Source organism: Aliiroseovarius sp. Z3 (genome assembly GCF_029105185.1).
Lineage (GTDB): Bacteria > Pseudomonadota > Alphaproteobacteria > Rhodobacterales > Rhodobacteraceae > Aliiroseovarius.
Genome location: NZ_JAFMZK010000002.1, coordinates 222355 through 249142, shown reverse-complemented (window position 1 = coordinate 249142; position 26788 = coordinate 222355). Strand labels below are relative to the sequence as shown.

Genomic DNA, 26788 nt, shown 5'->3' with positions numbered 1-26788 from the left:
AATGGCGATCCCTGAAGGACTCGAACCCTCAACCTGCTGATTAGAAGTCAGCTGCTCTATCCAGTTGAGCTAAGGGACCGCACGGTGAAGCCTTACCCCCGGCGCGCACTCCCTTTCAACCGTAAATCGGCAGATCAGCCCCGGATCTGCTTTGCGACCAGCCACGACACGGGCAGCGCGACGAGGAAGCCGGCGACGGCGGCATAAATGATCGGCTGGGCGGTATCCATGCCGACGGTCAGCGCGGCAATGATGAAAATTCCGGCCAATGTGGCGCCAAGCAGGATATAGATCACGGCGGCGAGGCGTAACATGTTAATCTCCATAGATAATATCTGCATGGGGATATATGCGCGCCTTTGAATGCCTTTACATTGATCTGGATCAGTCGCCCATCATCGCGCGCGCGACATAATAGCTCACCGGCAGGCCGATCACGAAACCGACCGCCGCCGCGCCCAGCAGGGGCCACAGCCCGGACACGCCATTGACCAACGCAATCACCACAAGGACCGAGGCCAGCGTTGACCCAATGATCCCGTAAAATGTCATAACTATCTTGAACAGCGGTGAACGCATAAGTGCCTCCTTGACCGGCGGCATAGCCGACTGGCCCCGCGCTGCCTACTTCTTCTTCACGAACTGCGTCAGAATGACAATGCGCTGCCCTTCGACGCGGCCCTCGATATGCTCGGGGTTGTCAGGCACAAGGCTGATCCCGCGCACCGCCGTGCCACGCTTCGCCGTAAACCCCGCACCCTTCACGGGCAGATCCTTGATCAACACCACAGTGTCACCCTGCTCCAGCGTTGCCCCATTGGCATCCTTGTGTTGCGAGGCCGCGGCGACATTGTCGACCCACACCTGCGTGTCCTCGTCCAGATACAACTGGTCCAGCAAATCCTGCGCCCACGGCGTGCCCAACCGCTTCAACATCCGCGCCGACAACACCTGAACCGCCACATCCTCGGACCACATCGAGGACGCCAGCCCCCGCCAATGGTTTTCGTCGGGCGTCCCGTCGATCTGGGCGGCACAGGTGGCGCAGATGTCAACCGAGGCATCAGCGGGCCCGCCGGGGACGGGGAAGGCGGAAAGAGGCGCGTCTGAGGCGCAGAGGGGGCAGGTCATGGGAGGCTCCGTGGTTGGGGGCAATGGCTTCGACTGCTATGGACCATATTGGTTAACTAGCCAATACGCCGCAAATCTGCTTTTTTGCATGTGCGATAGGTGAAATGACTGAGCGTTAATTCGGGTTTGGCCAGGTATGGATAAGAAAATAAAACCAATCGTTGAAAGCGAACTGCCAAGTCAGTTTATCTACGATTTGGGACTATACCTTCAGACTTGCGCACACATTGAAACAAGCGTTTGCTCTCTCATTTGCTCAACTGAAGGCCTGATAGATGGCGACAAAGAACATGTCCTTCGGTTTCACCAGTTGCGAAAACTTGGCGTTAGCGACCTAATAAAGCAACTTAGGAAAAGTAGTAAAACGCTTGATCCCGAGAACAGCGATTTACTTTCCACCTTGGCAAATTGGCTGGGGACTTATCAAACAAATCGGCACATCGCTGCTCATGGGGCCTTCTACGTTGAACAAGGTAGCAACGTTCTACGGGTAATATACTCTCACAAGAGAAAATCGCACGGCGAATTCATCTACGAATCCGAGGAAACAGTGGTTGATCGAGATTTAGCGCTTCAACTAATAGAAGACGCGGACCGAATACTAAGATCCGTTGTAGGTTTAGATACAGCGATTCAGAGAGGTGAAGTTTTGTTGCGCAAATGACTGGATATGTAAGTGCAGCAACAATTTAAGATACACTTTTGGTCGCTGGCTTGATCTTCTAATGAGGACATCGCCTGACCCTGGGTGGGCGGAACGCCCTCCCGTGGGGAGGGTCGGGCGTTGTCCGATCTATCGACCGGACGTGACGGTCTTTGAAGGGCACGGCACGCGGATTGGCGCTCCGATTGGGGCGCTGATGGTTTTGGCGCGTGGGGCTATGGTATCGAAAGAGCCGCGAGTGGGTGCGCACGCGATTTGCTTCGCAATTCGCTGCCGCGCACTGAATGAAAAAGGCCGCTGACGCGGCCCTTTTCATTCTCAATCATCCATCTTCAACGCTGAAATAAACGCTTCCTGCGGGATATCCACTTTCCCGAACTGGCGCATCTTCTTCTTCCCCGCCTTCTGCTTCTCCAGCAGTTTTTTCTTCCGGGTGGCATCCCCGCCATAGCATTTCGCGGTCACGTCCTTGCGCAGCGCCGAGAGTGTCTCACGCGCGATGACCTTGCCGCCGATCGCCGCCTGGATCGGGATCTTGAACATGTGGCGGGGGATCAGGTCTTTCAGCTTTTCACACATCGCCCGACCCCTGAGTTGCGCGCGGTCGCGGTGGACCATGGTGGACAGCGCGTCGACCGGTTCGTCATTCACCAGGATCTGCATTTTCACAAGGAAATCCTCGCGATAGCCCAGCATCTGGTAATCAAACGACGCGTAACCTTTTGTTACGGATTTCAGGCGATCATAGAAGTCGAACACAACTTCATTCAGAGGGAGGTCATAGACAACCATCGCCCGTGACCCGGCATAGGTCAGGTCAAGCTGCACGCCGCGCCGGTCCTGGCACAGTTTCAGCACGTCACCCAGATAGTCATCAGGCACTAGGATCGTCGCCTTGATGCGCGGCTCCTCGATATGATCGACGGTGGACGGGTCGGGCATGTCGGCAGGGTTGTGCAGTTCGATCATCGAGCCATCTTTCAGGAAGACGTGATAGATCACGCTGGGCGCGGTGGTGATCAGCTCAATGTTATATTCGCGTTCGATCCGGTCGCGGATCACCTCGAGGTGCAGAAGGCCAAGGAAACCACAGCGGAAGCCAAAGCCCAGCGCGGCCGAGGTCTCCATCTCGTAACTGAATGACGCATCATTCAGCGCCAACTTCTCGATCGAGTCACGCAGGTCTTCAAACTCGGCGGTATCCACCGGGAACAGGCCACAGAACACCACGGGTTGTGACGGCTTGAAGCCGGGCAGCGCCTCGGTCGTGCCTTTCTTCTCGTGTGTGATCGTGTCGCCCACCCGCGTGTCGCGCACCTGCTTGATCGAGGCGGTCAGGAACCCGATCTCGCCCGGCCCCAATTCGTCGATGGGCTTCATCGCGGGGGTAAAGACGCCGACGCGATCTACCGGGTAAACCGCGTTGGTCGACATCATGCGAATGCGCTCGCCTTTTTTCAGCTTGCCGTCGATCACGCGGATCAGGACGATCACACCCAGATAGGCGTCATACCAGCTGTCCACCAGCATCGCCTTCAACGGCGCGTCCGCGTCCCCCGTCGGGGCGGGAAGATGGGCCACGATGGCCTCAAGCGTTTCATGGATGCCCTGCCCGGTCTTGGCCGACACCTGAATGGCGCCCGACGCGTCGATGCCGATCACGTCCTCGATCTGTTCGGCCACACGGTCGCAGTCGGACGCGGGCAGGTCGATCTTGTTCAGGATCGGCACGATCTCGTGATCCGCATCAATGGCCTGATAGACATTGGCCAGCGTCTGCGCCTCGACCCCTTGCGTCGAGTCCACGACCAGAAGCGACCCTTCAACAGCGCGCATCGAGCGGCTGACCTCATAGGCGAAGTCCACGTGGCCCGGCGTGTCGATCAGGTTCAGGATGTAAGTCTCGCCGTCATCCGCGCTGTATTCGATCCGAACGGTGTTCGCCTTGATGGTGATCCCGCGCTCGCGCTCGATATCCATACTGTCGAGCATCTGCTCTTTCATGTCCCGCAAGGACACGGTGTTCGTCTCTTGAATCAGACGGTCGGCAAGCGTGGATTTCCCATGGTCGATATGGGCCACGATCGAGAAATTGCGGATGTGTTTCAGGTCGGTCATAACGGAGGGATATGAGGGGGAACTCTCAATTGGTCAAGGGATTGAATCGGATTGAACTACACGACTTTCGAGCATGAAGCCTTCGAAATCCCGTACAGCGTCTTAAAGGCTGTGCATTGTCGCTCGGCTCTAAGAGCACTGGTTTCGATCAAGCCTTTTCTTGATCAGGTACCCAATGCCAAAAGTGGGCCCATTGCTCTTTCCGCTTTCTCCGACGCACTTCGCTCAATTTGCATAGCAACCTGTAACGATACAAACAACATACCTTCAAAATCACGAACACATGAATTCGCCACTACTGATCTAAAGATACATATTGAAAACAACGAAGAGTTCGCCTTCGGCTACTTGTCCTTCTATCGTGCTTTGCTCGATGTCACGCGAGAAAACAACCAACAGCGAAGCGCTACAATGTATGCGCAAAAATGGCTGGAACTCTGTGCCACAAATAGGCAATCCGGCCGTAAATGGCTGCTAGATCACCTTTATGGTCCGGTAAAAATTGATCTAGCCAATGCAAGAAAACTGAAAGACCCCAAGGAACTTTTTACTTCTTGGGATCTCACACATGGCGGGGCGCTTCCTGGTGCTCCTCGATATCAACCATACGATCTGGACCTTGCTTTAAAACATGCCGGAACCGCCTGGTCCTTCTGGCGCGAGTGGTACCAAGGCTTCCTCAATGGCAAGCCGCTCGACTGGGAGCTACAGCGTCACGTGGCACTTATTCCCGATGAGGATTGGGAGAAGGGGCCGGAGCATATTGCGGAGAAGATTGAAGAGATCAGAGAAGAGTTCGGCTTCGAAAGGGCGGCCAGACAGAAGCGCTATAAGGAGCTCGAACCATCTTCGGTGGATCATCTGCTAAGCGCACCAACGATTAGTGCAGCGCAAATTGAAGCAGCAGCGCATGATATAAACGAAGCAAGTTGTCGCTATCTGAATGATACCGGTGCGAACGAGTTGCCGGAGGCTTTTCAGATGTTTCCGACACTTTCTCGATCGCTGTTAGCGATAAGCAGGAGGTTGCGAGAAAGTGAACTCACGCCTTCCAAGGAAGAGCAACTTCGGCAGGAAATAGGGCGACTCAATGCGCACGTTCGAGAATTAGAGAAGTTGATCGCAGAACTTCAAGCTTCTGGTGATCCGGTCTTCAGAACAGCGTTGAAAGAACAAGCCGCAAGGAGCCTCGGCGATTGGAAGATGTATGCCGCGATGTTGGGTGCAGTCTGGATGATCTCGGGCGATACTGTTGGCGTGAAGGCCCGGTTGGAAAATCTCGCCGCCGCGCGGGATGCGATTTTCGGAGCCTCTAACACACCGTTAGTCGAGCCAACCGACGAGTTGTGGCAAAATCCGGAAATCTGAGATCGGCCCGTGCCCTCGCACGGGCCACGCCCGACCCTCCCCCCGGGAGGGCGTTTTGCTCCGGTCCGACTGCACCAAAACGTTTCTTGCGATGTGAGCGGCCACAATGCCGAACGACCTACGACGCCCACCCAGGGTCGGGCGTGACCCTTCTGTCGCGTGGCTCCTGACGAGCGGTGCCTACCCCACCGGCAACACGTTCCGCCTGACCATCGTCCTCAGTGTAAAACTCGACCGCATCCGTCGGATCCCCTCGACCCGCATCAGGCGGTGTTCCATGAACTCGTCGAAGGCGGTCAGGTCGGCGACGACGACGCGCAGGATGATGTCGCGATTGCCGCTCATCAGATGGCATTCCATCACTTCTTCCATGCGCGACACGGCGCGTTCGAAAATGGTCAAGGCGTCGCGGTTCTGGCTTTCCAACTCGACCGAGATGAAGACCGAAACCGGCAGGCCCAGCTTGGCCTGATCGACCCGCGCGCCATAGCCGGTGATGACACCGGCCTCTTCCAGTGTCGCGATGCGACGGGCGCAGGGGGTTGGGGACAAGCCGACAGAATCGGCAAGCTCGCCCAGTTTCTGGCGGCCGTTTTCCTGAAGGGCCGCGATGATACGGCGGTCGATGATATCCATTAGAAAAATCTCGTCCAGTTAGCTTATATCGAGAAATATCACCAATCATTCGACATGTCGCGCAGTTTTTTAGTGATTATTCGCCACTGCCCTTGGGTAAATTCGCGCCAAATTGGGAGGATCTCATGAACATCACACAAGTGGCCGCGGCCAACCACGAAGAAGTTTATCGTGTCGAGGATGCCACCTGCGGGCTGGTCGGCTTCATCGCCATTCATTCGACAGTGCTTGGGCCAGCCGCGGGCGGTCTTCGGATGCGCCCCTATGCCAGCGAAGATGCCGCGCTGACCGATGCGCTGCGCTTGTCGGAAGGCATGACATACAAGAACGCCGCAGCCGGTTTGCGACTGGGCGGCGGCAAGGCTGTGATCATCGGGGATCCCGCCACATTGAAAACCCCGGCATTGCTGCATGCCTTTGGCCGGGCGGTCGAGGCGTGCGAAGGCCGCTACTGGACCGCCGAAGATATGGGGATGAGCCCGGCCGATATGGCCGAACTGGCGAAAGAAACACGCTTTGTGGCGGGTCTGTCCGATGGGGCGTTTGCCTCGGGTGATCCCTCGCCCATCACCGCGCGCGGGATATTCAATGCCGTGCGCCGTGTGGCGCTGCACCAGTTCGGCGACACCGATCTGACCGGGCGCACCGTGTCGGTACAGGGGTTGGGCAATGTCGGCTGGAACCTCTGCGCGTTGCTGACAGACGCTGGCGCCAAGCTGATTGTCACCGATATCGATGCAAAACGTGTTGAAGCTGCAGCCAAGACGTTCGGGGCGCAAGCCGTTGGGTTGGAGGACATATATGCCGTACACGCAGACATTTTCGCACCCTGTGCGATCGGCGGTATTCTGAACGAAGACACCATTCCGCAACTTCAGGTAAAAGCCGTTGCCGGCGGGGCCAACAACCAGCTGGCCAAGCCTGCAGATGCCGAGTTGCTGGCCGAACGCGGCATTCTCTATGCACCAGATTTTGTGGCCAATGGCGGTGGCATCATCAATGTCGCCACCGAGGTTCTGCAAATCGAGGGCCGGGTTGAATGGGTCGCCAAGAAACTCGTAGCACTGGACGACACGATGGAGGCCATCCTGTCCGAAGCCGCAAAGCAGGGCGTCAGCCCCGCCGCAGTCGCACAGGACGTGGTCGCCAAAACCATCAAGGCCCGCGCTGCGTAAGATAAACCGGGAAGGCGTTGCCGCGCCTTCCCCGACCCCCTAGTCTGACATTGTTTCTGAAACGATGCGGACGCTATGCCCCACCCCATTGCCGAGATTTTGACAATCACCCTGAACCCCGCGCTGGATATGTCCACCGCAGTTGAAAGCGTGCGCGCGGACGAAAAGCTTCGGTGCGACGCACCGGTTCTGGATCCCGGTGGCGGCGGGATCAACGTTGCGCGCGCCATCTGTCGGATCGGCGGCACGGCCACAGCGCTTGTTGCCTTGGCGGGATTTCGGGGGCAACAGATGGCGGCCCTGTTAAAGGACGAGGGCGTGCCAACCGTTGCGTTTTCTCTGGCCGGAGAAACCCGTCTGTCGCTGGCGGTAAGCGATCGGCATGCCGATACCCAATATCGGTTTGTCATGCCTGGCCCGGTCTGGACGGACACGGATCTGGAGCGACTGTTGAAGCAGCTTCAACAGACCATCACGCCGGAAATGCATGTTGTCTTGTCGGGCTCGCACCCCCCCGGCGTACCCGTCGCATTTCCCAAGATGTTGGCAGAGGTCACGCGCCACAAGAACGCCAGTCTGACGCTTGATACATCCGGGGCCGCGCTGGCGGTCCAAACCAGTGCAGAGGGCGCCGCGCCGGATATTCTCAGGCTTGATCACGCGGAAAGCCAGACACTGGCGGGGCGGCCGCTTTCATCCCTGAGCGACGTGGCCCAGTTTGCCCGCATGCTGGTCAAGAAAGGCCACGCAGGTGCCGTGATCCTGGCGCTTGGTGCCGAAGGGTCGGTGCTTGCGGTCGAAAACACCTTGCTTCACGCCATCACCCCGCCGGTGCCTGTTGTCAGCAAGGTTGGCGCAGGCGACAGCTTCGTTGGGGCATTTGCGCTGGCCCGCGCGACGGGGGCGGACTGGTCGGCCGCACTGCGCCATGGAACAGCCGCCGCCAGCGCCGCCGTGATGAGCCCCGCAACCGAGCTTTGCCGCGACAGCGACCTGCGCGCCTTGCTGCCACAGGTCTCGATCACGCAGCTTTGAAGCGTCTGGCAAATTGCATCCAGCCACCACAAAGTGTATTATCGACTGCAAACAGGCAGCAAAGACCTGAACAAACCAAGGCAGATTTCGACGAGGCCAGCTATGAAACGGGTTCTTCTCTCATTCGCGCTCATATCCGTCATTCTACCCAGTCAGGCGGCCTTCGCCGGCGGGTCGATTGAGCGCGCATGTCTAAGTGCAAATCGCGCCGCGGCGTCGCGCGCATTGTGTGGCTGCATTCAGAATGTCGCCAATTCAATGCTGACGGGTACCGAGCGGGCAAAGGTTGCCAAGTTCTTCAAGGATCCACACCGCAGTCAGGCGCTGCGCCAGTCGGATCGGGGGTCCGACGAACGCTTTTGGAAGAAATACAAGAAGTTCGGCCAGACGGTGACGTCTTACTGCCGCTAAGGCTTATTGCGTCAGTTCTGCAATCAAGCGGCGCGATGCGGCTTCGACAATATCCAGCGTCTCGTCGAAATTTCGGGTGTAATATGGGTCGGGCACGTGATCCAGGCCGGTGCCTGGCGCAAAGGACGTGAACAGTTCCACGCGTGTTGTTGACCCAACTGGCCGCAGACCTTCGACATTCGTCAGGTTGCTTTCATCCATCACGACAATCAGATCGAACCGGTCGAAATCCTCTGCCACGAACTGACGCGCCCGCAGGCGTGACAGATCATACCCTCTGGTTCGGGCGGCATCCTGCATCGGACCGTAAGGCGGTTCACCAATATGCCAGTCCGAGGTGCCCGCACTGTCGATATGCACATCCAGTGATGGATGATCGACCGCGATGGCGCGCAAGACCGCTTCGGCGGTCGGTGATCGACAGATGTTTCCAAGGCAGACAAACAGGATGCGATAGGTCATGCCCCCTTCTAGCCACCGCAAAGCCAACTGTCACCATGCGTCAGGCGCGCCATTTCATCTTCATGTAATGGGTCCCGCCCGCCAATTCATCCAGCATCTGAACCACCCGCTTCTCGCGGGTTTCGGGACGCTTGGCGCGTGCAATCCAAGCAAGGTAGTCATTCCGCTGATAGGGCGGTCGCGCGTCATAAGCAGCACGCATTCCCCGCGCCTGAAGCCGCGCTTCGATATCTGACGGCATGGGTTGGATTGGTCGCTTCAAAGGCATAAGACAAAGTCTCGCCCCGCGGCAGGCTCGCGTCAAGCCGACGGCGAGATTTATCGAACGGGCATTGCTTCGCCCATCCGCCATATGCCCCCTTGCAAACCCCAGACAAGCCAGTCAAAACCGCGCCATGTCTCGCGTAAAATCCTATTCAATGTCCTGCCCGATTTCGCGGTCACTCGACCTGTTGGGCAATCGTTGGGCGCTCCATGTGCTACGCGAACTTCATGCAGGCCCGGCGAGCTTTGCGCAAATCAAAGCCGGATTGCCCGGCATCGCATCGAACATGCTGTCTGCACGCCTGTCCGAATTGTGCGAGGCTGGCTTGATCGCCAAATCGCACCGCCTCTACACCCTGACTGATCTTGGTCTGTCGACTCGTGGCATCCTGTTCGAACTCGCCCGATTCGGGCGCAACCAACCGGAACCCAGTTCCCCGACCGATCCCGAGGGCGTCTCCCATCGTGCCGCGATCCTTGCCGGAGCCATCGAACGCGCCGCCGGTCCGCTTGACGATATCCGGGCCGAGATCTTGTTGGATGGCACGCCATTCTCGCTGATCGTGGCCGGTGGACGCGTGGCTCTGCAAGCTGGGCCCCTGCCCCTTGCCCCTGTGCAAATCGCCTTCGACTGGTCTGACGTCGAAGCCGTCGCGCGGGGTGATCAGCGCGTGGCAAACTTCGCCGCCGAACGGGAAATCACTGCCGAAGACCCACTTCAGGTGGCCGCGTTGCTGGACCTGCTCCAGAAAGCCATGGACATCTATGGGGGCTTCAAGTGAGCCATATGGTCATCCTGACCGGCGCGGGCGTTTCAGCCGAAAGCGGGCTGGGCACGTTCCGCGATAAGGATGGTCTTTGGACCAAATACGATTTGAACGAGGTCGCGACGCCGGAAGGGTTTGCACGAAATCCCGACCTTGTGCACGAGTTCTACAACGCGCGTCGCGCCAACTGCCAGAATGCGCAGCCGAACGCGGCGCACACTGCGCTTGCGCGCCTTCAAACCAAGTATCGGGGCCGTGTCACCATCGTCACCCAGAATGTCGATGACCTGCACGAACGCGGTGGTGCGTCGGAGGTGATCCACATGCATGGCGAATTGTCCGGTGCGCTCTGTGCCATTTGCGATCACCGCTGGGCTGCGCCGCGGGTTATGTCGCCGACCGACCACTGCCCCGCATGCGACAGCCCGGCAACCCGCCCTGACATCGTTTGGTTTGGCGAGATGCCGTATCGCATGGACGAGATTTATGCTGCATTGAGCGAGGTTGATCTATTCGTCGCCATCGGCACATCCGGCAATGTCTATCCGGCGGCAGGGTTCGTGGCGGAAGCGCGTGCAGCAGGTGTCGAGACGCTGGAGCTCAATCTAGAGCCGTCCTCTACCGCTGGCGCGTTTGATACCGCCCGCTTTGGCCCGGCCACCGAGATCGTGCCACAGTGGGTCTCCGAACTCATCAATGCGCCATAAAAAAGGCCGCACCTGCAAAGGTGCGACCCAGCGGGACGTGATGCGCCTATCCTAACATCAGTTCGATGGCGTGGTATCCTGCTCCATCTGGCCGTCTTTCATCTTGCCGTGCTGCATGCCGCCACCCATCGGGTTGCGTTTCAGGTCGACCGGAATCTCGACGGTCATTTCACCGGCTTTTTCAAACACAAGCGTAACGCTGATGGTCGATCCGTCCTCAAACGGCTGGTTCAACCCCATGAACATCACGTGGTCACCGCCGCGCTGAAGCGCATGCATCCCACCGGCGGCAACCGGAAAGCCCTCTTCGACTTCGATCATCTGCATGACACCTTCGGCGTTTTCCTTGTGAGTGTGCAATTCGACGCGCTTGGCTACATCGGATTTTGCAGCAATCAGACGATCATCTTCGTCGCCATTGTTCATGATCTGAAAAAACGCGGCACCCGCCATGGCGTTCATACCAGACGCGCGCGCATAGGCGTCGTTGATCATGATGTCATCTGCAAAAGCAGGCAGGGCAAAAAGGGCGGCTGCACCGGCAGCCAGAACAGTTTTCATACGGAACATAGTCTTGTCCTTTGGTCTTTGGGTTGGTCTTAGTCGAAGGGATCAGACCAGCGCCGGGGGACCTCGGGCAGACGGGGACAGCTCATCGCGACCCGGAAGGGCAACAGCGCGCGAAGGGACAATATGCGCGATCACCCGTGTTTCAGGCATATCGAGGGATGGAAGCGAAAATGCAGCCGCGAAGATCGACGTGCCATCGGGACACAGGTGCACCGATTCGATGGGCTCGCCATCCGGGCCAAGCGTGATGGTGGTCATGCCGGTGCCGGTACACAGCACCATTTCGAACGCACCATTCATATCCGGGTTTTCACCACGGGCATCCGCCAGCGCAAAGCTGGTGATGGTCAGCGCAAAGGCCAGAACATATGCAAATGCCGCACGGATCATGTCACCTAGCTATGCCCGTTTCTCGGGGCGGGCAAGGGACAAAATGTAACAGGCAAGGCACACGCGAAAACCGCCCACAGCCAAAGGCCGGGGCGGTTCAAAATCTGGTCGATCCAGAAAAGCGCGGGGCTTAGGCGGCTGCCTGAGCTTTCGCAATTTCTTTCTTGATCTTCAGCGCGTTGGCCGACAGCTCAACGTCTTTGGCTTTTGCCAGGAACGCGTCCAGACCACCACGGTGGTCAACCGAACGCAGGGCAGCAGCCGAGATGCGCAATTTGAACGCGCGACCCAGTGCTTCCGACTGAAGCGTCACGTCGTTCAGGTTCGGCAGAAACCGGCGGCGGGTTCTGTTTTTGGCGTGGCTGACATTGTTGCCAGTCATCGGGCCTTTTCCGGTCAGTTCGCAAACTCGCGACATGGCTCTTATCCTTGCTCTCTCGGGCCAGATTGGTGAGATTTTCAGCGCGCCCTCGCGCCGCTCACGTCCAGCCGGTCAATACAAACGGGCGCCGCAATGGCAGCGCCCCGAATTCCGTTCGCGGTAATTAGACCCCTTCCCCCGGCGCGTCAAGTGAGTCGTAGCCACGTTCCAACATGAAATTTCACCCGCCCAACCAGACCCTGTCTGCACGGCTTCTTCTGGCCCAAAATATCCTGGGGTGAATGCGCACAGCGCAGAGGGGCAAGGCCCCTCCACGGCTCACTTCGTGAGCCCCCGAACGCCCCCGCCTCAATCCTCGCCCAGAAATCCGCCAGACTGACGTTCCCACAGACCGGCATAGGTTCCGCCCGCCGCCAAAAGCGCTTCATGGCTGCCGCTTTCGATAATGCGGCCTTCGTCCAATACGACGATCCGATCCATCTGGGCGATGGTGGACAGGCGGTGGGCGATGGCGATCACGGTTTTGCCTTCCATCATGCCATAGAGGGTTTTCTGGATCGCCGCCTCGACCTCGCTGTCCAGGGCCGACGTGGCTTCGTCCAACACAAGGATCGGGGCATCCTTCAGCATCACCCGCGCAATCGCGATCCGCTGGCGCTGCCCGCCTGACAGTTTCACGCCCCGTTCACCGACCTGCGCATCATACCCGCGACGACCTTGCGGGTCTTCCAACACCTGGATGAACTCATGCGCTTCTGCCCGCTCAGCCGCGGCAATCATCTGGTCCTCGGTTGCATCCGGACGACCATAAAGAATGTTGGCGCGCACGGAACGATGCAGCAGGCTGCTGTCCTGTGTCACCATGCCGATCTGTGCACGCAGACTGTCTTGCGTCACATCTGACACGTTCTGACCGTCAATCAGGATGTGCCCTCCTTCGGGATCACGAAACCGCATCAGAAGGTTCACAAGGCTGGACTTGCCCGCCCCGGACCGGCCAACCAGGCCAACCTTCTCACCCGGATGGACGGTCAACGATATGTTGTCCAACCCGCCGGAGCCTTTGCCATAGTGATGCGTCAATCCCTCAAAGGTGATTGCACCGTCCTTGATCACAAGATCCTTGGCTTCATTGGCGTCCTTCAATTCATGCGCCACGGCGATCGACCGCAACCCTTCCCGGATCACGCCCATATGTTCAAACAACCGGATTGTGACCCACATGATCCAACCCGACATGCCGTTCAGCCGCACCACCAGCGCCGAGGCGGCGGCAACCTCGCCTACCGACACCTCGCCTTGTGTCCACAGCCAGACCGCCGCGCCCAGAACACCGACGATCAGCAAGCCGTTCAACAGATTCAGCCCAAAGCTCAGCTCGGTCATCAGGCGCAGGAAACGCTGGAATCTAAGGCGCAGGCGTTTGAGTGATGACAACGCATAGCGTTCTTCGCCCGCCCCTTGCGAAAACAGTTTGACGCTTTCGATATTGGCATAGGCATCGACGATCCGACCGGTAACCAGCGACCGCGCGTCGGACCATTTTTCCGACGCCACTGAGACACGCTTGGCGATGTAGCGCACATAGAGCACGTAGAACACCAGCCAGACACCCAGGGGCAGTGCCAGGCGGATGTCGACCTGCCCCAGAATGACCATCGCGCTCAGCACATAGGTTGTCGCATAGAAAATGCCTTCGAAGAACATATAGGTGCTGTCCTCGACCGCCGGACCAAGTTGCATCACGCGGTTCGATAGACGCCCGGCAAAATCGTTCTGGAAAAACCCCAAAGACTGCCCCAACAGGTGCCGGTGCGCGCGCCAGCGTACCTGTTCCTGCATATTGCCAGCCAACGTCTGTTCCAGGAAAAACCGGTTCAGCGTGATCGCCAGCGGTCTGAGGATGATAATGAACACGGCCGCGATCAGCAGTTCAATCCCATTGGTCCCCCAGAAGCTTTCGGGTGTCGACAGGTTCATCAGGTCAACAACCCGCCCGGTGTAAAAAATCAGTCCGGTTTCGATCAGCGCCACCAGAACCCCGGTCAGCGCCATCCAGACCATCCACTTGCGGAACGGTCCGAGTTGCGACTTGAAGAAGGGCCAAAGGGTCTTGGGCGGTGTGCCCATATCGTGCGGGGCAAAAGGATCAACGAGATTTTCAAAGAAACGAAACATGAAGGCGCTCCGTGCGCGTTGGGGATAAAGATGTGATGGAGGGGCCGACGACAGCCCTTCAGGACCGCGACTTACGCTTGATATGGGGTCCTGACATTTCGCATCCAGCATCTCTCCTTCATGTTCCTTGGGGACGCTACCCCAGATGTTAGCGCTGATCAAGCCCGGCCATCGGGGTGGGCAGGCAAAGGCGGGAAAAGGGGCGCTGCCCCTCGCGGCGCGGCCGCTTACCCCGGGATATTTTCCGCCAGAAGAAACAGGCGCGGTCAGATGTCGGTCGGCGGGCGAAGCTGGGCAAGGATGTCTTCGGCGGCGCGGCTGGCAGAAATCCGGCCCGCAGCCACCTGGGTGCCCAGCGCGTCGATCCGCGCGCGCGCGTCCTTCTGGTCGAGCACAGACAGAAGGCCGAGGCGCACATCCTCTTCGAACCAGTGCCGGGCTTGCTGTTCGCGCCGTTTGGTCCAGTGGCCATGTTCACGGCGCCAGGCGATCAGCGTTTGTATCGCATCCCACGCAGCAGGCAGCCCGTCCTGCGTCACCGCCGACACCGTCATTGCTTTGGGGTATCCTTCGGGGTCATAGGCACGTTTGCGCAACAGCCGCAGCGCGCCCGCGTAATCCGCACAGGTGCGCATGGCGGTGGATTTCAACTCGCCATCGGCCTTGTTGACCAGAATCAGGTCGGCAATTTCCATGATCCCGCGTTTCACGCCCTGCAGCTCGTCCCCACCTGCCGGGGCGAGCAACAACAGAAACAGGTCGGACATTTCGGCCACCATGGTTTCGGATTGCCCGACGCCCACGGTTTCGATCAGCACCACGTCAAAGCCTGCCGCCTCGCACAGGGCCACCGCCTCGCGGGTACGGCGCGCCACCCCGCCCAGTTGCGATTGCGAGGGTGACGGGCGGATAAAGGCGTTCTTCTCGCGGCTCAACCGCTCCATCCGGGTCTTGTCGCCCAGAATGGACCCGCCAGAGCGGGCCGAACTGGGATCAACGGCCAGCACCGCCACTTTCAACCCCTGTTCGATCAGGAACATGCCGAAGGCTTCGATGAAGGTGGATTTGCCCACGCCCGGGGTGCCCGAAAGACCGATGCGCAGGGCCTGACGGCCCAAGGGCGCCACGGCATCCAGCAACGCGCTTGCCTGTTCACGGTGATCAGCACGGCCGCTTTCAACCAAGGTAATAGCGCGCGCCAAGGCCCGCCGTTCGCCCGCCTGCACCCGTGCTGCCAGATCGTGAATGTCCATGCCGCCTCCAACTTGTCGACAGTCATGCCGCGCTCGGGACCATCTGTCCAGAGGGGCAGCGCCCACATCTGGACGATAGGTGCATGACGGTTGATAAGGGGGTATGAGCGACATCCTGCCCATTCACGACGCCATTCCCGACCTGCTTGATGCCATCGGCCAGAGCGGGCGCGCCGTGCTTATGGCCCCGCCGGGCGCAGGGAAAACCACGGTCGTGCCGTTGGCCTTGCTGGACGCAGGGGCATTCGAAGGCAAGCTGCTGATGCTGGAACCGCGTCGTCTGGCCGCGCGCACCGCTGCCGAACGTATGGCGCAAACCCTTGGTGAGCCGGTTGGCGAAACGATCGGCTATCGCATCCGGGGCGAGGCGAAGGTCAGCGCCGCCACCCGGATCGAGGTTGTGACAGAAGGCATTCTGACACGAATCCTGCAATCTGACCCGTCGCTGTCCGGCATAGGTGCCGTGATCTTCGACGAATTTCACGAACGATCCCTGAACGCCGATCTCGGCCTTGCCCTGACTTGGGAGGCCGCCCAGGCCTTGCGCGACGATCTGAAACTGGTTGTGATGTCCGCTACGCTGGATGCGGACCCGGTGGCGCAACTTCTGAACGCTGCGCCCATCGTGCGGTCCGAAGGGCGCGCCTTTCCGGTCCAGACCCACCATCTGCCTGCGCCCTTGCCGAAAACGACCCGCCTGCCCGACGCAACCACCGCGCTTGTCCTTCAGGCGCTGACCGAGACCAAGGGCGGCGTTCTGGTGTTTCTGCCCGGAGAGGGCGAGATACGGCGCACCGAAGCCGCTTTGCGCCCGAACCTGCCATCGGACTGTCATCTGCACCCGCTGTTTGGCGCGATGAATTTTGCGGCCCAGCGCGCAGCGATTGCCCCGGCAACATCCGGCCGCAAGATCGTGCTGGCCACCTCTATTGCGGAAACATCGCTGACCATTCAGGACATCCGCGTGGTGGTCGATGCAGGCCAGTCGCGCCGCGCCCGGTTCGACCCCGGTTCGGGCATGTCACGGCTTGTGACCGAGCGTGTCTCAAAGGCCGAGGCAGAACAGCGAAGGGGGCGCGCGGGGCGCGTGGCACCGGGCGTCTGTTACCGGCTCTGGACGAAGGGGGAAGAAGGCGGGTTGCCCCCTTTCCCACCGGCCGAAATCGAAACCGCCGACCTTGCCCCTCTGGCATTGGAGCTTGCGGCCTGGGGATCACCGGAGGGGAACGGGCTTGCCTTCCTGACACCCCCGAACGCTGGTGTGCTGTCCGAGGCGCAGTCGCTTCTGCAGTCGCTGGGGGCATTGGATGCCGGGGGGCGCATCACATCGCATGGGCGAGCGCTGGCCCGGTTGCCCATGCATCCGCGGCTTGGGCATATGCTGACCATGGCCGGTCCAAAGGCTGCAGACCTTGCGGCGCTGTGGGGCGAGCGGGATCCTCTGCCACGCGCAGCGGCAACCGATCTGTCACTCAGGCTTGAGGCGATCCGCGATACGAAGGGCTTCGCCGCCCGGCATGGCATCACAGTCAATCGCAGTGTTATCGAGCGTGTTCGCACCGAAGCGAAACGCCTGCGCAAGCTGGCCAAACCCGTTCAACCAGACCTGAGCGACGCCCAGATGGCCGCGCTCGCCTATCCGGATCGCGTGGGTCTGCGCCGACCGGGTGATGCGCCGAGGTTCATCTTGTCCGGCGGGAAAGGCGCGGTGATGGATGACGTCGATCCGTTGGCCGGCGCTCGTCTGATTGTTGTCACCGACACCGATGGCAACCCGCGCGACGCCCGGATACGACAAGCCATCCAGATCAGTGACGGAGAGCTGCGTGAGCTATTCGAAGATGACATCACTTGGGTCGATCATTGCGCATGGTCCAAGCGCGATGGGCGCGTCGTGGCGCGCCGACAAGAGAGGCTGGGCGCCGTCGTTCTGGATGACCGCATTTGGAAGGATGCCCCAGACGAAGCCATCGCACGCGCTATGCTGGACGGGGTGCGCGAGTTGGGACTGCGCCCCTCGGACGCGGCCCGCCGCTTCATCGCGCGGGTCGAATTGATGCGCGCGGACGGTGCAGAGCTGCCCGATATGTCCGACACCGCCTTACTGGCTGATCTGGACGATTGGCTGCTGCCGCATCTGATAGGGGTTAAAACCACCGCAGAATGGAAACGCTTCGACCTGCTGGACGCCCTGCGCGCGCGGCTGGATTGGACGCAGATGTCGGTGCTTGACCGCGAAGCGCCTGCCCACTTCGTCACACCGATGGGCCGCAAGACCCCAATAGACTATGCTGGTGAGACCCCCGAAATCAGCCTGCGTTTGCAGGAAATGTTCGGCACCAAACGCCATCCTATGATCGGTAAAACGCCACTGCGTGTCACGCTATTGTCGCCAGCCGGACGTCCTGTGCAGACGACGACGGACATCCCGAACTTTTGGTCCACAAGCTATCAGGATGTGCGCAAAGACATGCGCGGGCGCTATCCGAAACACCCCTGGCCCGAGGATCCGACACAGGCCGATCCAACCTTACGGGCCAAGCCGCGCAAAAGCTGATGGCGGCAATAACGGGCGCAGAATACCCTTTTTTGGTGCCTAGCTTGCATTTTGCCCCACAAATACCATATCTTAACATCTACAATAAAAAGTGAGCAAAGCTCCCAAAACGCAGGTACGAAAATGTCATCATTGCTGAAACAGGCCTGGGAAGAGGTCGTCGCCCCCATGTTCCAACGCCCCAAACGGGTGCAGGTCGCCGCGCTGTGCTATCGTGGCTCGGGGGACGATAAAGAAGTTCTGCTGGTGACATCCCGCGGTACCGGGCGCTGGATTCTGCCCAAGGGCTGGCCGATGGACGGCAAGGATGCCGCCGAAGCCGCACGTCAAGAGGCCTGGGAAGAGGCTGGCGTTTCAGAAGGTCAGCTGGACCATGCCCCGATCGGTGCCTTCGAGTCCGAGAAAGAAATGGATTTCGGCGGCGTTGCCCGCTGTACGACCAAGGTTTTCCCGCTGAAGGTCGAGAAACTGTCCGACGAATTTCCCGAAGCCGATGAACGCAAGCGGACGTGGGTGCCGGCGGATAAGGCGGCAGATATGGTCCAGGAAAAGGATCTTCAGAAGCTCCTGCAGGAATTCTAGGCCACACTCTCTGAAAGCACGCGCCGGGACGGCTCGAATCTGTTGCAATCGCAGCCCTGACAGTCTAGCGCAGGCGCTGAATTGTAACGGCTGTGTATCAGTCATGTAACAAAACGCGATGCAGGGGGCCTCGGATGGGCGCAGAGAAACGCGGCAGCCAGTGGAAAACACTGGACAAAGACCTGAACCGGATCAGCCAGGTCGAATACGCCACGCAATATGTATCGCGACCCTTGGTCGGCATGGGTGTCGCACTTGCGTTCATCGTCATCGCAGCCCTTTCAGCCGCCGTTTTCTTTGGTCAAACGCCAACATCCCTGGTGGTTGTTATCGCCGCTGCGTTCGGCGCCTATATGGCGCTGAATATCGGCGCGAACGATGTCGCCAACAACATGGGACCAGCCGTGGGGGCGAATGCCCTGACCATGGGCGGCGCCATCGTCATCGCGATCATCTGCGAAAGCGCGGGCGCGCTTCTGGCGGGTGGCGACGTGGTCTCGACGATTTCCAAAGGCATCATTGACCCTGCTGGCTTTGATCAATCCCGCGTGTTCGTCTGGGCCATGATGGCCGCCCTGATCTCCTCAGCCCTGTGGGTGAACCTCGCCACATGGGTCGGAGCACCGGTTTCGACAACCCATTCGGTTGTGGGTGGCGTGATGGGCGCGGGTATCGCCGCATCCGGGTTTGCTGCGGTCAGCTGGCCCACCATGGGCAAGATCGCCGCTTCCTGGGTCATTTCACCTGTCTTGGGGGGCGCGATTGCCGCGCTGTTCCTCGCGCTGATCAAACACAAGATCATCTATCAAGACGACAAGATCGCCGCCGCGAAACGCTGGGTTCCGGTGTTCATCGGCATCATGGCCGCAGCCTTCGGGGCCTATCTGTCGATCAAGGGGCTGAAAAAGGTTATCAAGATCGACCTCGACACGGCCCTGGTGATCGGGGCCGGTGTGGGCGCGGTTGCCTATGTCATCACAGCGCCCCTGATCGCGCGTCAGGCCGAAGGGCTTGAAAACCGCACGAAATCTCTGAAAACACTGTTTGCCCTGCCGCTCATCTTCTCGGCCGCGCTTCTGTCCTTTGCCCATGGCGCAAACGACGTGGCCAACGCTGTCGGCCCGCTGGCAGCCATCGTGCATGTGGAAAGCGTGGGCGACTTTGCCGACAAGGTCTCCATCCCGACATGGGTCATGGTCATCGGGGCCTTCGGCATCAGCTTCGGCCTGATGCTGTTTGGCCCGAAACTGATCCGCATGGTGGGCAGCCAGATCACCAAGCTGAACCCGATACGCGCCTATTGCGTTGCCCTGTCTGCCGCCATCACCGTGATCGTCGCCAGCTGGCTGGGCCTGCCCGTCAGCTCGACCCATATCGCGGTGGGTGGCGTGTTCGGCGTCGGCTTCTACCGCGAGTTCCACATGGAGCGCCGCCTGCGCCGCTCTTCCGCCGCGCGGCCCGAAGTCAAGCGCATCGCTCCCGAAGAACGCCGCCGCCGCAAACTGGTGCGCCGCTCGCATTTCATGACCATCGTCGCCGCCTGGGTCATCACCGTGCCCGCTGCTGCCCTGATGTCCGCGCTGATCTTCTTTGTGCTGAACTCTATCGTGTCCTGACCACAGATCAACACTTTGGCGGTTTCTTCTGGCCCCAAATATCCTGAGGTAGGTGCCACGCAACGCGTGGCACCGTAGGGGCAACGCCCCTGCCGAACTTCAACCTGTACTAGGCATCCAGACACCAGCGCATGACCGCTTTCTGCGCATGCAACCGGTTCTCGGCCTCGTCGAAAATCACGGATTGCGGACCGTCCATCACGGTATTGGTGACTTCTTCATCCCGATGCGCCGGAAGGCAGTGCATGAACAGCGCATCCGGTTTGGCATGCGCCATCAGCGCATCATTGATCTGGTAGGGACGCAAGAGGTTGTGCCGACGTTCGCGGGCTGAAGGTGCGTCATGCATCGACACCCATGTATCCGCGACGATAAGATCCGCCCCCTCGACCGCCTTGACCGGATCGCGCACGATTTCGATATTGGCCCCCTTGGCGCGCGCTTCGTCCACGAACACGGCTTCCGGGTCCAGCACCTCCGGCCCGGTAAAGGTTACGTCGAAGCCGAACTGCCCGGCGGCATGCAAGAAGGACGCACAGACATTATTGCCGTCCCCCGCCCAAACCACTTTCCTGCCCGCAATCGACCCGCGATGTTCCTCGTATGTCAGGATATCGGCCATGATCTGACAGGGGTGCGAGCGGTTGGTCAGCCCGTTGATCACCGGCACATCCGCATATTCCGCCATTTCCAGCAGCGTTGCTTCTTCAAAGGTACGGATCATGATCATATCGACATACCGGCTCAGCACGCGGGCCGTGTCGGCCACCGTCTCGCCATGGCCCAGTTGCATCTCGGATCCTGACAGAACCATGGTCTGTCCGCCCATCTGGCGCACACCCAGGTCAAAACTGACACGCGTCCGGGTCGAGGGCTTCTCGAAAATCAGCGCGACCATGTGGTCCTTCAGCGGCTGTTCCTCGTCAGGGGCGCCCTTGGGCTTGCCCGCACGTGCCCGCTTGATCCGCTGCGCTTCCGCGATCATGCCGGTCAGGTCGGCGGTGTCGGTCGTGTTGATATCAAGAAAATGTTTCATTGGCTCTGGCCCTCATGGGTTTTGGTTATGGCCTTGGCAGCCGTTTCAAGCCGTGTGACAGCCTCGGCAATATCTTCGTCTTCAATGGTCAGGGCGGGCAGGATCCGCAGCACGTTGTCTGCCGCCGGCACGCACAGCACCTTCGCGTCATAGCATTTGGCCAGCACATCGGTGTTCGGGGCCTTGCATTTCAGACCCAGCATCAGTCCCGATCCGCGCACGGCTTCGAACACGTCCGGATGGGCGGCGACCAGCCCTTCCAGCTTCTGCCGCATAAGCCCTGCCTTGCGGCTGACTTCGTTCAGGAAATCCGGGTCGGCGATGATCTCGGTCACTTTCGCGCCGATTGCACAGGCCAGCGGGTTGCCGCCATAGGTCGACCCATGCGTGCCCGCCACCATGCCCGAGGCCGCATTTTCCGTCGCCAGAACCGCGCCCAACGGGAAGCCGCCGCCAATCCCCTTGGCGACCATCATGATATCGGGGGTGACGCCGGAATATTCATGCGCAAACAGCTTGCCGGTCCGGCCCATGCCGCATTGCACCTCGTCAAAGATCAAAAGCGTCCCGGTCTTGTCGCAAGCGGCGCGAATGGCCTTCAACTCGTCATCCGGCACCGGGCGGATGCCGCCTTCGCCTTGCACCGGCTCGATGATCACCGCCGCCACATCGCCTGTCGCAAGGGCGTCGGTCAACCCGTCCAGATCGCCAAAGGGCAGGTGCGTGAAGCCGGGCAGAAGCGGGCCGAACCCTTTGGTCAGCTTCTCACCCCCGGCGGCCGCAATCCCGGCGGACGAGCGGCCATGGAACGAGCCTTCGAATCCGATGATGCGAACGCGGTCATGGTCCCCTTTGTCATGCCAGTACTTGCGCGCCATCTTGACCGCAAGTTCACATGCTTCGGTGCCCGAATTGGTGAAAAACACCGTGTCCGCAAATGTCAGATCGACCAGCTTGTCCGCCAGCTTCTGCTGCTGCGGAATGGTATAGAGGTTCGACACGTGCCACAGCTTTGCGCCCTGATCGGCCAGCAGCTCGACCAGCGCCGGATGGGCATGGCCCAGCGCATTGACCGCAATCCCTGCCCCCAGGTCCAGAAATCGCTCGCCGCCCTCGGTGACAAGCCAACTGCCCTGGCCGCGCTCGAACGCAAGATCAACACGGTTATAGGTCGGAAGAAGCGACGGGATCATGTCGGTATCCTTTGTAAAAGAAGCCTTTGGGTGCCGTATGGCGGGCTTCGAGTCAACAATTTCAGAAAGGGTGCGCGTCAAAGGCGCAGGATCAAACGGGAACGGACGTCAGGCGCGGGCGCGTCGGCGTCGGGTGTCAGCGATATGCAGGCGTTTGATCATGGGGCGGGCTTACGCGAAGGCAACCCGTCTGTCCAGCCTTTTCATGGCGCGGCCAAACCCGTATGGGAAGCAGATGGAAACGCGCGCTCACCCGATCTTCAACCCCTTGGCCGCAGCAGGCTTCATGCTGATGGCGTCATCATTGATTGCAGGCACCACGCTGATGGCCAAGCTTGCCGGGCGTGACACCCTTGGCACGCCCCTTCACCCGTTGCAGATCAGCCATGGCCGGTTCCTGTTCGCCTTCCTTGCGATCAGCACGGTGGTGGCCCTGACCCGCCCCGCCCTGCGCAGCACCAACATCCCCCTGCACATCGCCCGTTCGGTTGCGGGCTGGACCGGTATTTCGCTGATGTTCGCAGCTGTTGGCTTCATCCCGCTGGCCGACGCCACCGCGATCAGCTTCCTGAACCCGGTCTTTGCCATGGTGTTCGCCATCCTGTTGCTGGGCGAACGGGTGGGGCCATGGCGCTGGATCGCCGCCGCCATCGCGCTGGTTGGCGCTTTTGTCCTGATCCGCCCCGGGACCGGCAGCTTTCATCCCGCCGCCTTCCTGGCACTGGCCGCCGCCATGGTGATGGGGTTCGAAATCACGCTGATCAAACGCCTGACCGGGCGCGAGGCCCCTTTGCAGATCCTGTGGATCAACAACGGGATCGGCCTGACCGTGGCAACCTTGGCGGTGATCTGGGTCTGGACCCCGCCGACCCCTGCACAATGGGCAGCCCTTGCCACGCTTGGTTTCATGATGGCCCTTGCGCAAACCTGCTTCATCCAGTCGATGAAACGCGCCGATGCAAGTTTCGCCGTGCCCTTTTCCTATGCCACGCTGGTCTTTGCCGGGCTTTACGATTTCGCCGTGTTCGGCGTCATCCCCGTCACCGCCAGCCTGATCGGGGCGGCGATCATCGTCGCAGGCGGCGTGCTTCTGATCTGGCGCGAAGGTCGCAGGTCTGCCTGATGCCGCTTCTGCGCTTGTATCCCCCGGCACTATGACTAAAATAGGCGCTTGTGAATTTACTGGGTTATCCGGGCTGACCGGCCGCCCACCCCAAAAACGGGAAAAAATATGTCCTGGACCGACGAGCGCGTTGAAATCCTGAAAAAGATGTGGGGCGAGGGGCAGTCTGCCTCGGTCATCGCAAAAGAACTTGGTGGCGTCACCCGCAACGCCGTGATTGGCAAGGTGCATCGCCTTGGCCTGTCCAATCGGTCTGGCGGTGGCACCAAAGCCCCGGCCAAGGAAAAGGCAGCGCCTAAAGCAGCGGCCAAACCCAAGGCCGCGGCCAAGCCGAAACCCGCCGCAAAGAAAGAGGCAGAGCCGGCCGCCAAGCCAGCGGCTGAAGCCAAACCCATTCCCGCGCGCAAACAGATCATCCCCGCAGGCCAACCCCTGCCCCCGCAGCCATCGGCAAACGAAATCAGCCCCGAGGCGCTGGCATCGGTGCGCGAAGTCGAAAAGGGCGCGAAAAAGCTGAACCTGATGGAATTGACCGAGCGGACCTGCAAATGGCCCATCGGCGACCCGGCGACGGAAGAATTCTGGTTCTGCGGTCTGCCGGTGCAACAAGGCAAACCTTATTGCGAGGCACATGTGGGCGTGGCGTTCCAACCAATGTCCTCGCGGCGTGATCGGAAACGGTAAGCCGGATCAAAGTCAGGAAGTAAGGCGCGATGGGCACCCCTCGCGCCTTTTTCGTATCTGCACAGCGTTCTGTTGGCACTTCCCCTTTCCAGATCGCAAGCGGGGGTCTATATGCCCGCCATGACAAATCCTGTGAACCCACCCAACCTGCGCCCTGACCTTGCGCCGAAAGCCCGCTTCTCAGAACCTTCCCGCGAGGGTCAGCCCACCGTAGGTATGGTCAGCCTTGGCTGCCCCAAAGCGCTGGTCGACAGCGAACGCATCCTGACCCGCCTGCGCGCCGAAGGCTATGCGATCAGCCCGGATTACTCCGGCGCGGATGCGGTGATCGTGAACACTTGCGGATTTCTGGACTCGGCAAAGGCCGAAAGCCTTGAAGCCATCGGCGAAGCCCTGAACGAAAACGGCAAGGTGATCGTCACCGGCTGTCTGGGCGCGGAAGAGGACTATATCCGCGGCACCCATCCCAGCGTCTTGGCCGTTACCGGCCCGCATCAATATGAACAGGTGCTGGACGCCGTGCACGGGGCCGTGCCGCCCAGCCCGGACCCGTTCATCGACCTGCTGCCCGCCACTGGGGTCAGCCTGACCCCGCGCCACTACAGCTATCTGAAGATCTCAGAAGGCTGCAATCACAAGTGCAAGTTCTGCATCATCCCCGACATGCGCGGGAAGCTGGCCAGCCGCCCGGCCCATGCGGTCGTCCGCGAGGCAGGCAAGCTGGTGGACGCGGGTGTGAAAGAACTACTGGTGATCTCGCAGGACACCTCGGCCTATGGCGTCGACATCAAACACGCGGAAGAGCGTGGGCACCGCGCCCATATCACCGATCTGGCGCGTGACCTTGGCGCGCTGGGGGCTGGCAAAGACCTGTGGGTCCGCCTGCACTATGTCTATCCCTATCCGCATGTGCGCCAGTTGATCCCGCTGATGGCTGACGGGCTAATCCTGCCCTATCTGGACATCCCGTTCCAGCACGCCCACCCGGACACCTTGAGGCGCATGGCCCGCCCGGCAGCGGCATCGAAAACGCTGGACGAGATCGCCGCGTGGCGCGCGGACTGCCCCGACATCACCCTGCGCTCGACCTTCATCGTGGGTTATCCCGGCGAGACCGAGGCCGAGTTTCAGACCCTTCTGGACTGGATGGACGAGGCGCAACTGGATCGCGTCGGCTGCTTCCAATACGAAAATGTCGACGGCGCACGGTCAAACGACCTGCCCAACCACGTCCCCGCCGAGGTCAAGCAAGACCGGTGGGAGCGGTTCATGGAAAAAGCGCAGGCAATCTCGGAAGCCAAACTGGCCGCGAAGGTGGGTCAGGTGATGGACGTGATCATCGACGACATCGACGAAGACGGCATCGCCACCTGCCGCACCAAAGCCGACGCGCCCGAAATCGACGGGAACTTGTTCATTGACGAAGGGACAGAGGGGCTAGCCGTCGGGCAGATCGTTCGCGTTGAGGTGGACGAGGCGGGGGAGTATGATTTGTGGGGTGCGTTGCGGTAGGTGCTGGGAATGGTTGAGTGACCGTTGTGAGTCCAGAGTGTCCGACGCTGCGAGAGGTTCCAATAGCGGCTTAGCGCAGGGAGCGGACGCTCGCACTGGCAGACCCTTTCATACACACTGATTTTCGTAGATGGTCCGGCGCAATGTGCGTTGCGCCAGCTTGGCCCATTCTTCTAGTTGCTCTTCATATGCCTCTGGGTTCTGTAGAATTTCTTCATCGTCCTCCGGCGTTGCCACATGAACCCACGTGTTGCGATATTTTCGCAGCTTATGAATGTCTTCTCGCAGTCCCTGTTGGATAGGCGCGCTATCAATCAAATCGGCAAGGCGAATTCGCTTCCCGACTGCATACTCTGCACGAAGATACGTTTCAATTGCGGCGGTAGCGGATATTACGGTTGCTAGGTTCGCGCCACCGACGAAGGCATAATCGCAATCGCGAACGATGAATGCGCACCATTCCGACATGGTAGCGCCGCCCTTTAACAGTTCATCGTCAAGCGCGGTGATAAATTCCCATCTGGCGTTATCATTCAAATCCGTTTCCTCAAGCGAAGATGCGTTTTAGCCGAAGTGTAGCATCGCTGAATGTGAGCTCATAAACATTCAATGCTTCGATCGAGTTGAACGGCAGCTCCGTCCCGCAGACCCAACCCTTTCACCTACCCCTATTCCCTACTCACACTAAACAGCACCCAGCCGTCGATCCGGGCGACCTCGGTGCCGCCGGTGTCCACCTGGAACACGCCAAGCCCTTCGTAGTCTTCGGGGCAGGCCACAAGGTCGGCGGTGTCGTCAAGATATTCGACGGTGGCCGCGCTTTCACCCACCCGGCGGCATTGGTCGCCTTCGGCGCGATAGCCGCCGCCGAACAGGGGCAGGTCGGTTTCGGGCGGGGTATGGGCCGTCTTGGTTTCGCAGGCGGTTAGCAGGCCAAGGGCGATCAGGGGAACAAGCTGTTTCATCTGGGGTCT

At 59.9% G+C, this 26788-nt stretch carries 29 protein-coding genes and 1 tRNA gene; 13 read left to right on the top strand and 17 right to left on the bottom strand.

Translation table 11 applies throughout. The annotated features are described in order from the left end of the window. Positions 1-2 precede the first annotated feature (2 nt). The 4 genes from J3R80_RS04190 to J3R80_RS04175 form a co-directional block, all read right to left on the bottom strand. Positions 3-79 (bottom strand) — tRNA-Arg (locus J3R80_RS04190). 55 nt (positions 80-134) lie between these two features. Further along, positions 135-314, bottom strand: coding sequence for a CTP synthetase (locus tag J3R80_RS04185; protein ID WP_275392503.1), 180 nt, complete (start codon positions 312-314; stop codon positions 135-137). Between the two features lie 70 nt (positions 315-384). Beyond that, a complete protein-coding gene (locus tag J3R80_RS04180; RefSeq protein WP_275392502.1) occupies positions 385-579 on the bottom strand; it encodes a CTP synthetase in 195 nt (64 codons plus the stop codon). Between the two features lie 45 nt (positions 580-624). Beyond that, positions 625-1131: an alkylphosphonate utilization protein gene (locus J3R80_RS04175; RefSeq protein WP_275392501.1), complete on the bottom strand. Its 507-nt coding sequence runs from the start codon at positions 1129-1131 to the stop codon at positions 625-627. Positions 1132-1267: 136 nt separating this feature from the next. Between J3R80_RS04175 and J3R80_RS04170 the strand changes: the two genes are divergently transcribed. Beyond that, positions 1268-1795: a hypothetical protein gene (locus J3R80_RS04170; RefSeq protein WP_275392500.1), complete on the top strand. Its 528-nt coding sequence runs from the start codon at positions 1268-1270 to the stop codon at positions 1793-1795. Positions 1796-2113: 318 nt separating this feature from the next. Here J3R80_RS04170 and lepA read toward each other — a convergent pair whose 3' ends face one another. Further along, complete coding sequence (lepA, locus tag J3R80_RS04165; protein WP_275392499.1) at positions 2114-3913, bottom strand: translation elongation factor 4; 1800 nt, start codon at positions 3911-3913, stop codon at positions 2114-2116. Positions 3914-3964: 51 nt separating this feature from the next. On the opposite strand from lepA, the gene J3R80_RS04160 reads away from it, so the two are divergent. After that, positions 3965-5281 (top strand): hypothetical protein, encoded by a 1317-nt coding sequence (locus J3R80_RS04160; RefSeq protein WP_275392498.1) that lies wholly within the window; start codon positions 3965-3967, stop codon positions 5279-5281. A gap of 180 nt (positions 5282-5461) precedes the next feature. On the opposite strand, the gene J3R80_RS04155 is transcribed toward J3R80_RS04160, so the two are convergent. Beyond that, positions 5462-5917 carry an Lrp/AsnC family transcriptional regulator gene (locus tag J3R80_RS04155; RefSeq protein WP_275392497.1) on the bottom strand — a complete coding sequence of 152 codons (456 nt, stop codon included), beginning with the start codon at positions 5915-5917 and terminating at the stop codon, positions 5462-5464. A 125-nt stretch (positions 5918-6042) separates the two neighbouring features. On the opposite strand from J3R80_RS04155, the gene J3R80_RS04150 reads away from it, so the two are divergent. The 3 genes from J3R80_RS04150 (at position 6043) to J3R80_RS04140 (ending at position 8538) form a co-directional block, all read left to right on the top strand. Next, positions 6043-7092, top strand: a complete 1050-nt coding sequence (locus J3R80_RS04150) for a Glu/Leu/Phe/Val dehydrogenase dimerization domain-containing protein (RefSeq protein WP_275392496.1) — start codon at positions 6043-6045, stop codon at positions 7090-7092. Between the two features lie 75 nt (positions 7093-7167). Continuing rightward, positions 7168-8127, top strand: coding sequence for a 1-phosphofructokinase family hexose kinase (locus J3R80_RS04145; RefSeq protein WP_275392495.1), 960 nt, complete (start codon positions 7168-7170; stop codon positions 8125-8127). Between the two features lie 33 nt (positions 8128-8160). Further along, positions 8161-8538, top strand: a complete 378-nt coding sequence (locus J3R80_RS04140) for a hypothetical protein (RefSeq protein ID WP_275392494.1) — start codon at positions 8161-8163, stop codon at positions 8536-8538. A gap of 3 nt (positions 8539-8541) precedes the next feature. Here J3R80_RS04140 and J3R80_RS04135 read toward each other — a convergent pair whose 3' ends face one another. Both J3R80_RS04135 and J3R80_RS04130 read right to left on the bottom strand, forming a co-directional pair. Then, a complete protein-coding gene (locus J3R80_RS04135) occupies positions 8542-9000 on the bottom strand; it encodes a low molecular weight protein-tyrosine-phosphatase (protein ID WP_275392493.1) in 459 nt (152 codons plus the stop codon). 40 nt (positions 9001-9040) lie between these two features. Next, a complete protein-coding gene (locus J3R80_RS04130; RefSeq protein WP_275392492.1) occupies positions 9041-9241 on the bottom strand; it encodes a YdeI/OmpD-associated family protein in 201 nt (66 codons plus the stop codon). A 154-nt stretch (positions 9242-9395) separates the two neighbouring features. Here J3R80_RS04130 and J3R80_RS04125 point away from each other — a divergent pair, with 154 nt between their 5' ends. Then, positions 9396-10046, top strand: coding sequence for a helix-turn-helix domain-containing protein (locus tag J3R80_RS04125; protein WP_275392491.1), 651 nt, complete (start codon positions 9396-9398; stop codon positions 10044-10046). Continuing rightward, a complete protein-coding gene (locus J3R80_RS04120) occupies positions 10043-10738 on the top strand; it encodes an NAD-dependent deacylase (protein WP_275392490.1) in 696 nt (231 codons plus the stop codon). Before J3R80_RS04125 ends, J3R80_RS04120 begins: the two co-directional genes overlap by 4 nt. Before the next feature lie 57 nt (positions 10739-10795). On the opposite strand, the gene J3R80_RS04115 is transcribed toward J3R80_RS04120, so the two are convergent. The 5 genes from J3R80_RS04115 to meaB all read right to left on the bottom strand — a co-directional run bounded on the left by J3R80_RS04115 (position 10796) and on the right by meaB (position 15511). Then, positions 10796-11308: a copper chaperone PCu(A)C gene (locus J3R80_RS04115; RefSeq protein ID WP_275392489.1), complete on the bottom strand. Its 513-nt coding sequence runs from the start codon at positions 11306-11308 to the stop codon at positions 10796-10798. A 42-nt stretch (positions 11309-11350) separates the two neighbouring features. Then, complete coding sequence (locus J3R80_RS04110; protein ID WP_275392488.1) at positions 11351-11698, bottom strand: hypothetical protein; 348 nt, start codon at positions 11696-11698, stop codon at positions 11351-11353. A 130-nt stretch (positions 11699-11828) separates the two neighbouring features. Beyond that, the gene (gene rpmB / locus J3R80_RS04105) at positions 11829-12116 is read right to left on the bottom strand and encodes a 50S ribosomal protein L28 (protein ID WP_163037863.1); all 288 of its coding nucleotides are present in this window, start codon (positions 12114-12116) and stop codon (positions 11829-11831) included. Between the two features lie 312 nt (positions 12117-12428). Next, positions 12429-14258 (bottom strand): ABC transporter ATP-binding protein, encoded by a 1830-nt coding sequence (locus tag J3R80_RS04100; RefSeq protein WP_275392487.1) that lies wholly within the window; start codon positions 14256-14258, stop codon positions 12429-12431. A 266-nt stretch (positions 14259-14524) separates the two neighbouring features. Beyond that, positions 14525-15511 (bottom strand): methylmalonyl Co-A mutase-associated GTPase MeaB, encoded by a 987-nt coding sequence (gene meaB / locus J3R80_RS04095; protein ID WP_275392486.1) that lies wholly within the window; start codon positions 15509-15511, stop codon positions 14525-14527. Positions 15512-15614: 103 nt separating this feature from the next. Here meaB and hrpB point away from each other — a divergent pair, with 103 nt between their 5' ends. The 3 genes from hrpB to J3R80_RS04080 all read left to right on the top strand — a co-directional run bounded on the left by hrpB (position 15615) and on the right by J3R80_RS04080 (position 20266). After that, positions 15615-18068 carry an ATP-dependent helicase HrpB gene (gene hrpB / locus J3R80_RS04090; RefSeq protein ID WP_275392485.1) on the top strand — a complete coding sequence of 818 codons (2454 nt, stop codon included), beginning with the start codon at positions 15615-15617 and terminating at the stop codon, positions 18066-18068. A 168-nt stretch (positions 18069-18236) separates the two neighbouring features. Beyond that, positions 18237-18650: an NUDIX hydrolase gene (locus J3R80_RS04085; protein WP_343075813.1), complete on the top strand. Its 414-nt coding sequence runs from the start codon at positions 18237-18239 to the stop codon at positions 18648-18650. A gap of 134 nt (positions 18651-18784) precedes the next feature. Continuing rightward, complete coding sequence (locus J3R80_RS04080) at positions 18785-20266, top strand: inorganic phosphate transporter (RefSeq protein WP_275392483.1); 1482 nt, start codon at positions 18785-18787, stop codon at positions 20264-20266. A gap of 109 nt (positions 20267-20375) precedes the next feature. On the opposite strand, the gene argF is transcribed toward J3R80_RS04080, so the two are convergent. Both argF and J3R80_RS04070 read right to left on the bottom strand, forming a co-directional pair. Further along, positions 20376-21302, bottom strand: coding sequence for an ornithine carbamoyltransferase (gene argF, locus J3R80_RS04075; RefSeq protein WP_275392482.1), 927 nt, complete (start codon positions 21300-21302; stop codon positions 20376-20378). Then, positions 21299-22495, bottom strand: a complete 1197-nt coding sequence (locus J3R80_RS04070) for an aspartate aminotransferase family protein (protein ID WP_275392481.1) — start codon at positions 22493-22495, stop codon at positions 21299-21301. Before J3R80_RS04070 ends, argF begins: the two co-directional genes overlap by 4 nt. 235 nt (positions 22496-22730) lie before the next feature. Here J3R80_RS04070 and J3R80_RS04065 point away from each other — a divergent pair, with 235 nt between their 5' ends. The 3 genes from J3R80_RS04065 (at position 22731) to rimO (ending at position 25814) form a co-directional block, all read left to right on the top strand. Further along, on the top strand, positions 22731-23618 hold the full coding sequence (locus J3R80_RS04065; RefSeq protein WP_275392480.1) for a DMT family transporter: 888 nt from the start codon (positions 22731-22733) through the stop codon (positions 23616-23618). Positions 23619-23726: 108 nt separating this feature from the next. Next, positions 23727-24302: a GcrA family cell cycle regulator gene (locus J3R80_RS04060; RefSeq protein ID WP_275392479.1), complete on the top strand. Its 576-nt coding sequence runs from the start codon at positions 23727-23729 to the stop codon at positions 24300-24302. Between the two features lie 120 nt (positions 24303-24422). After that, positions 24423-25814, top strand: a complete 1392-nt coding sequence (gene rimO, locus J3R80_RS04055; protein WP_275392478.1) for a 30S ribosomal protein S12 methylthiotransferase RimO — start codon at positions 24423-24425, stop codon at positions 25812-25814. Positions 25815-25922: 108 nt separating this feature from the next. Here the strand turns inward: rimO and J3R80_RS04050 are convergent, their stop codons facing one another. After that, complete coding sequence (locus tag J3R80_RS04050; RefSeq protein WP_275392477.1) at positions 25923-26351, bottom strand: hypothetical protein; 429 nt, start codon at positions 26349-26351, stop codon at positions 25923-25925. Positions 26352-26482: 131 nt separating this feature from the next. Beyond that, complete coding sequence (locus tag J3R80_RS04045; protein ID WP_275392476.1) at positions 26483-26779, bottom strand: hypothetical protein; 297 nt, start codon at positions 26777-26779, stop codon at positions 26483-26485. Positions 26780-26788 lie beyond the last annotated feature (9 nt).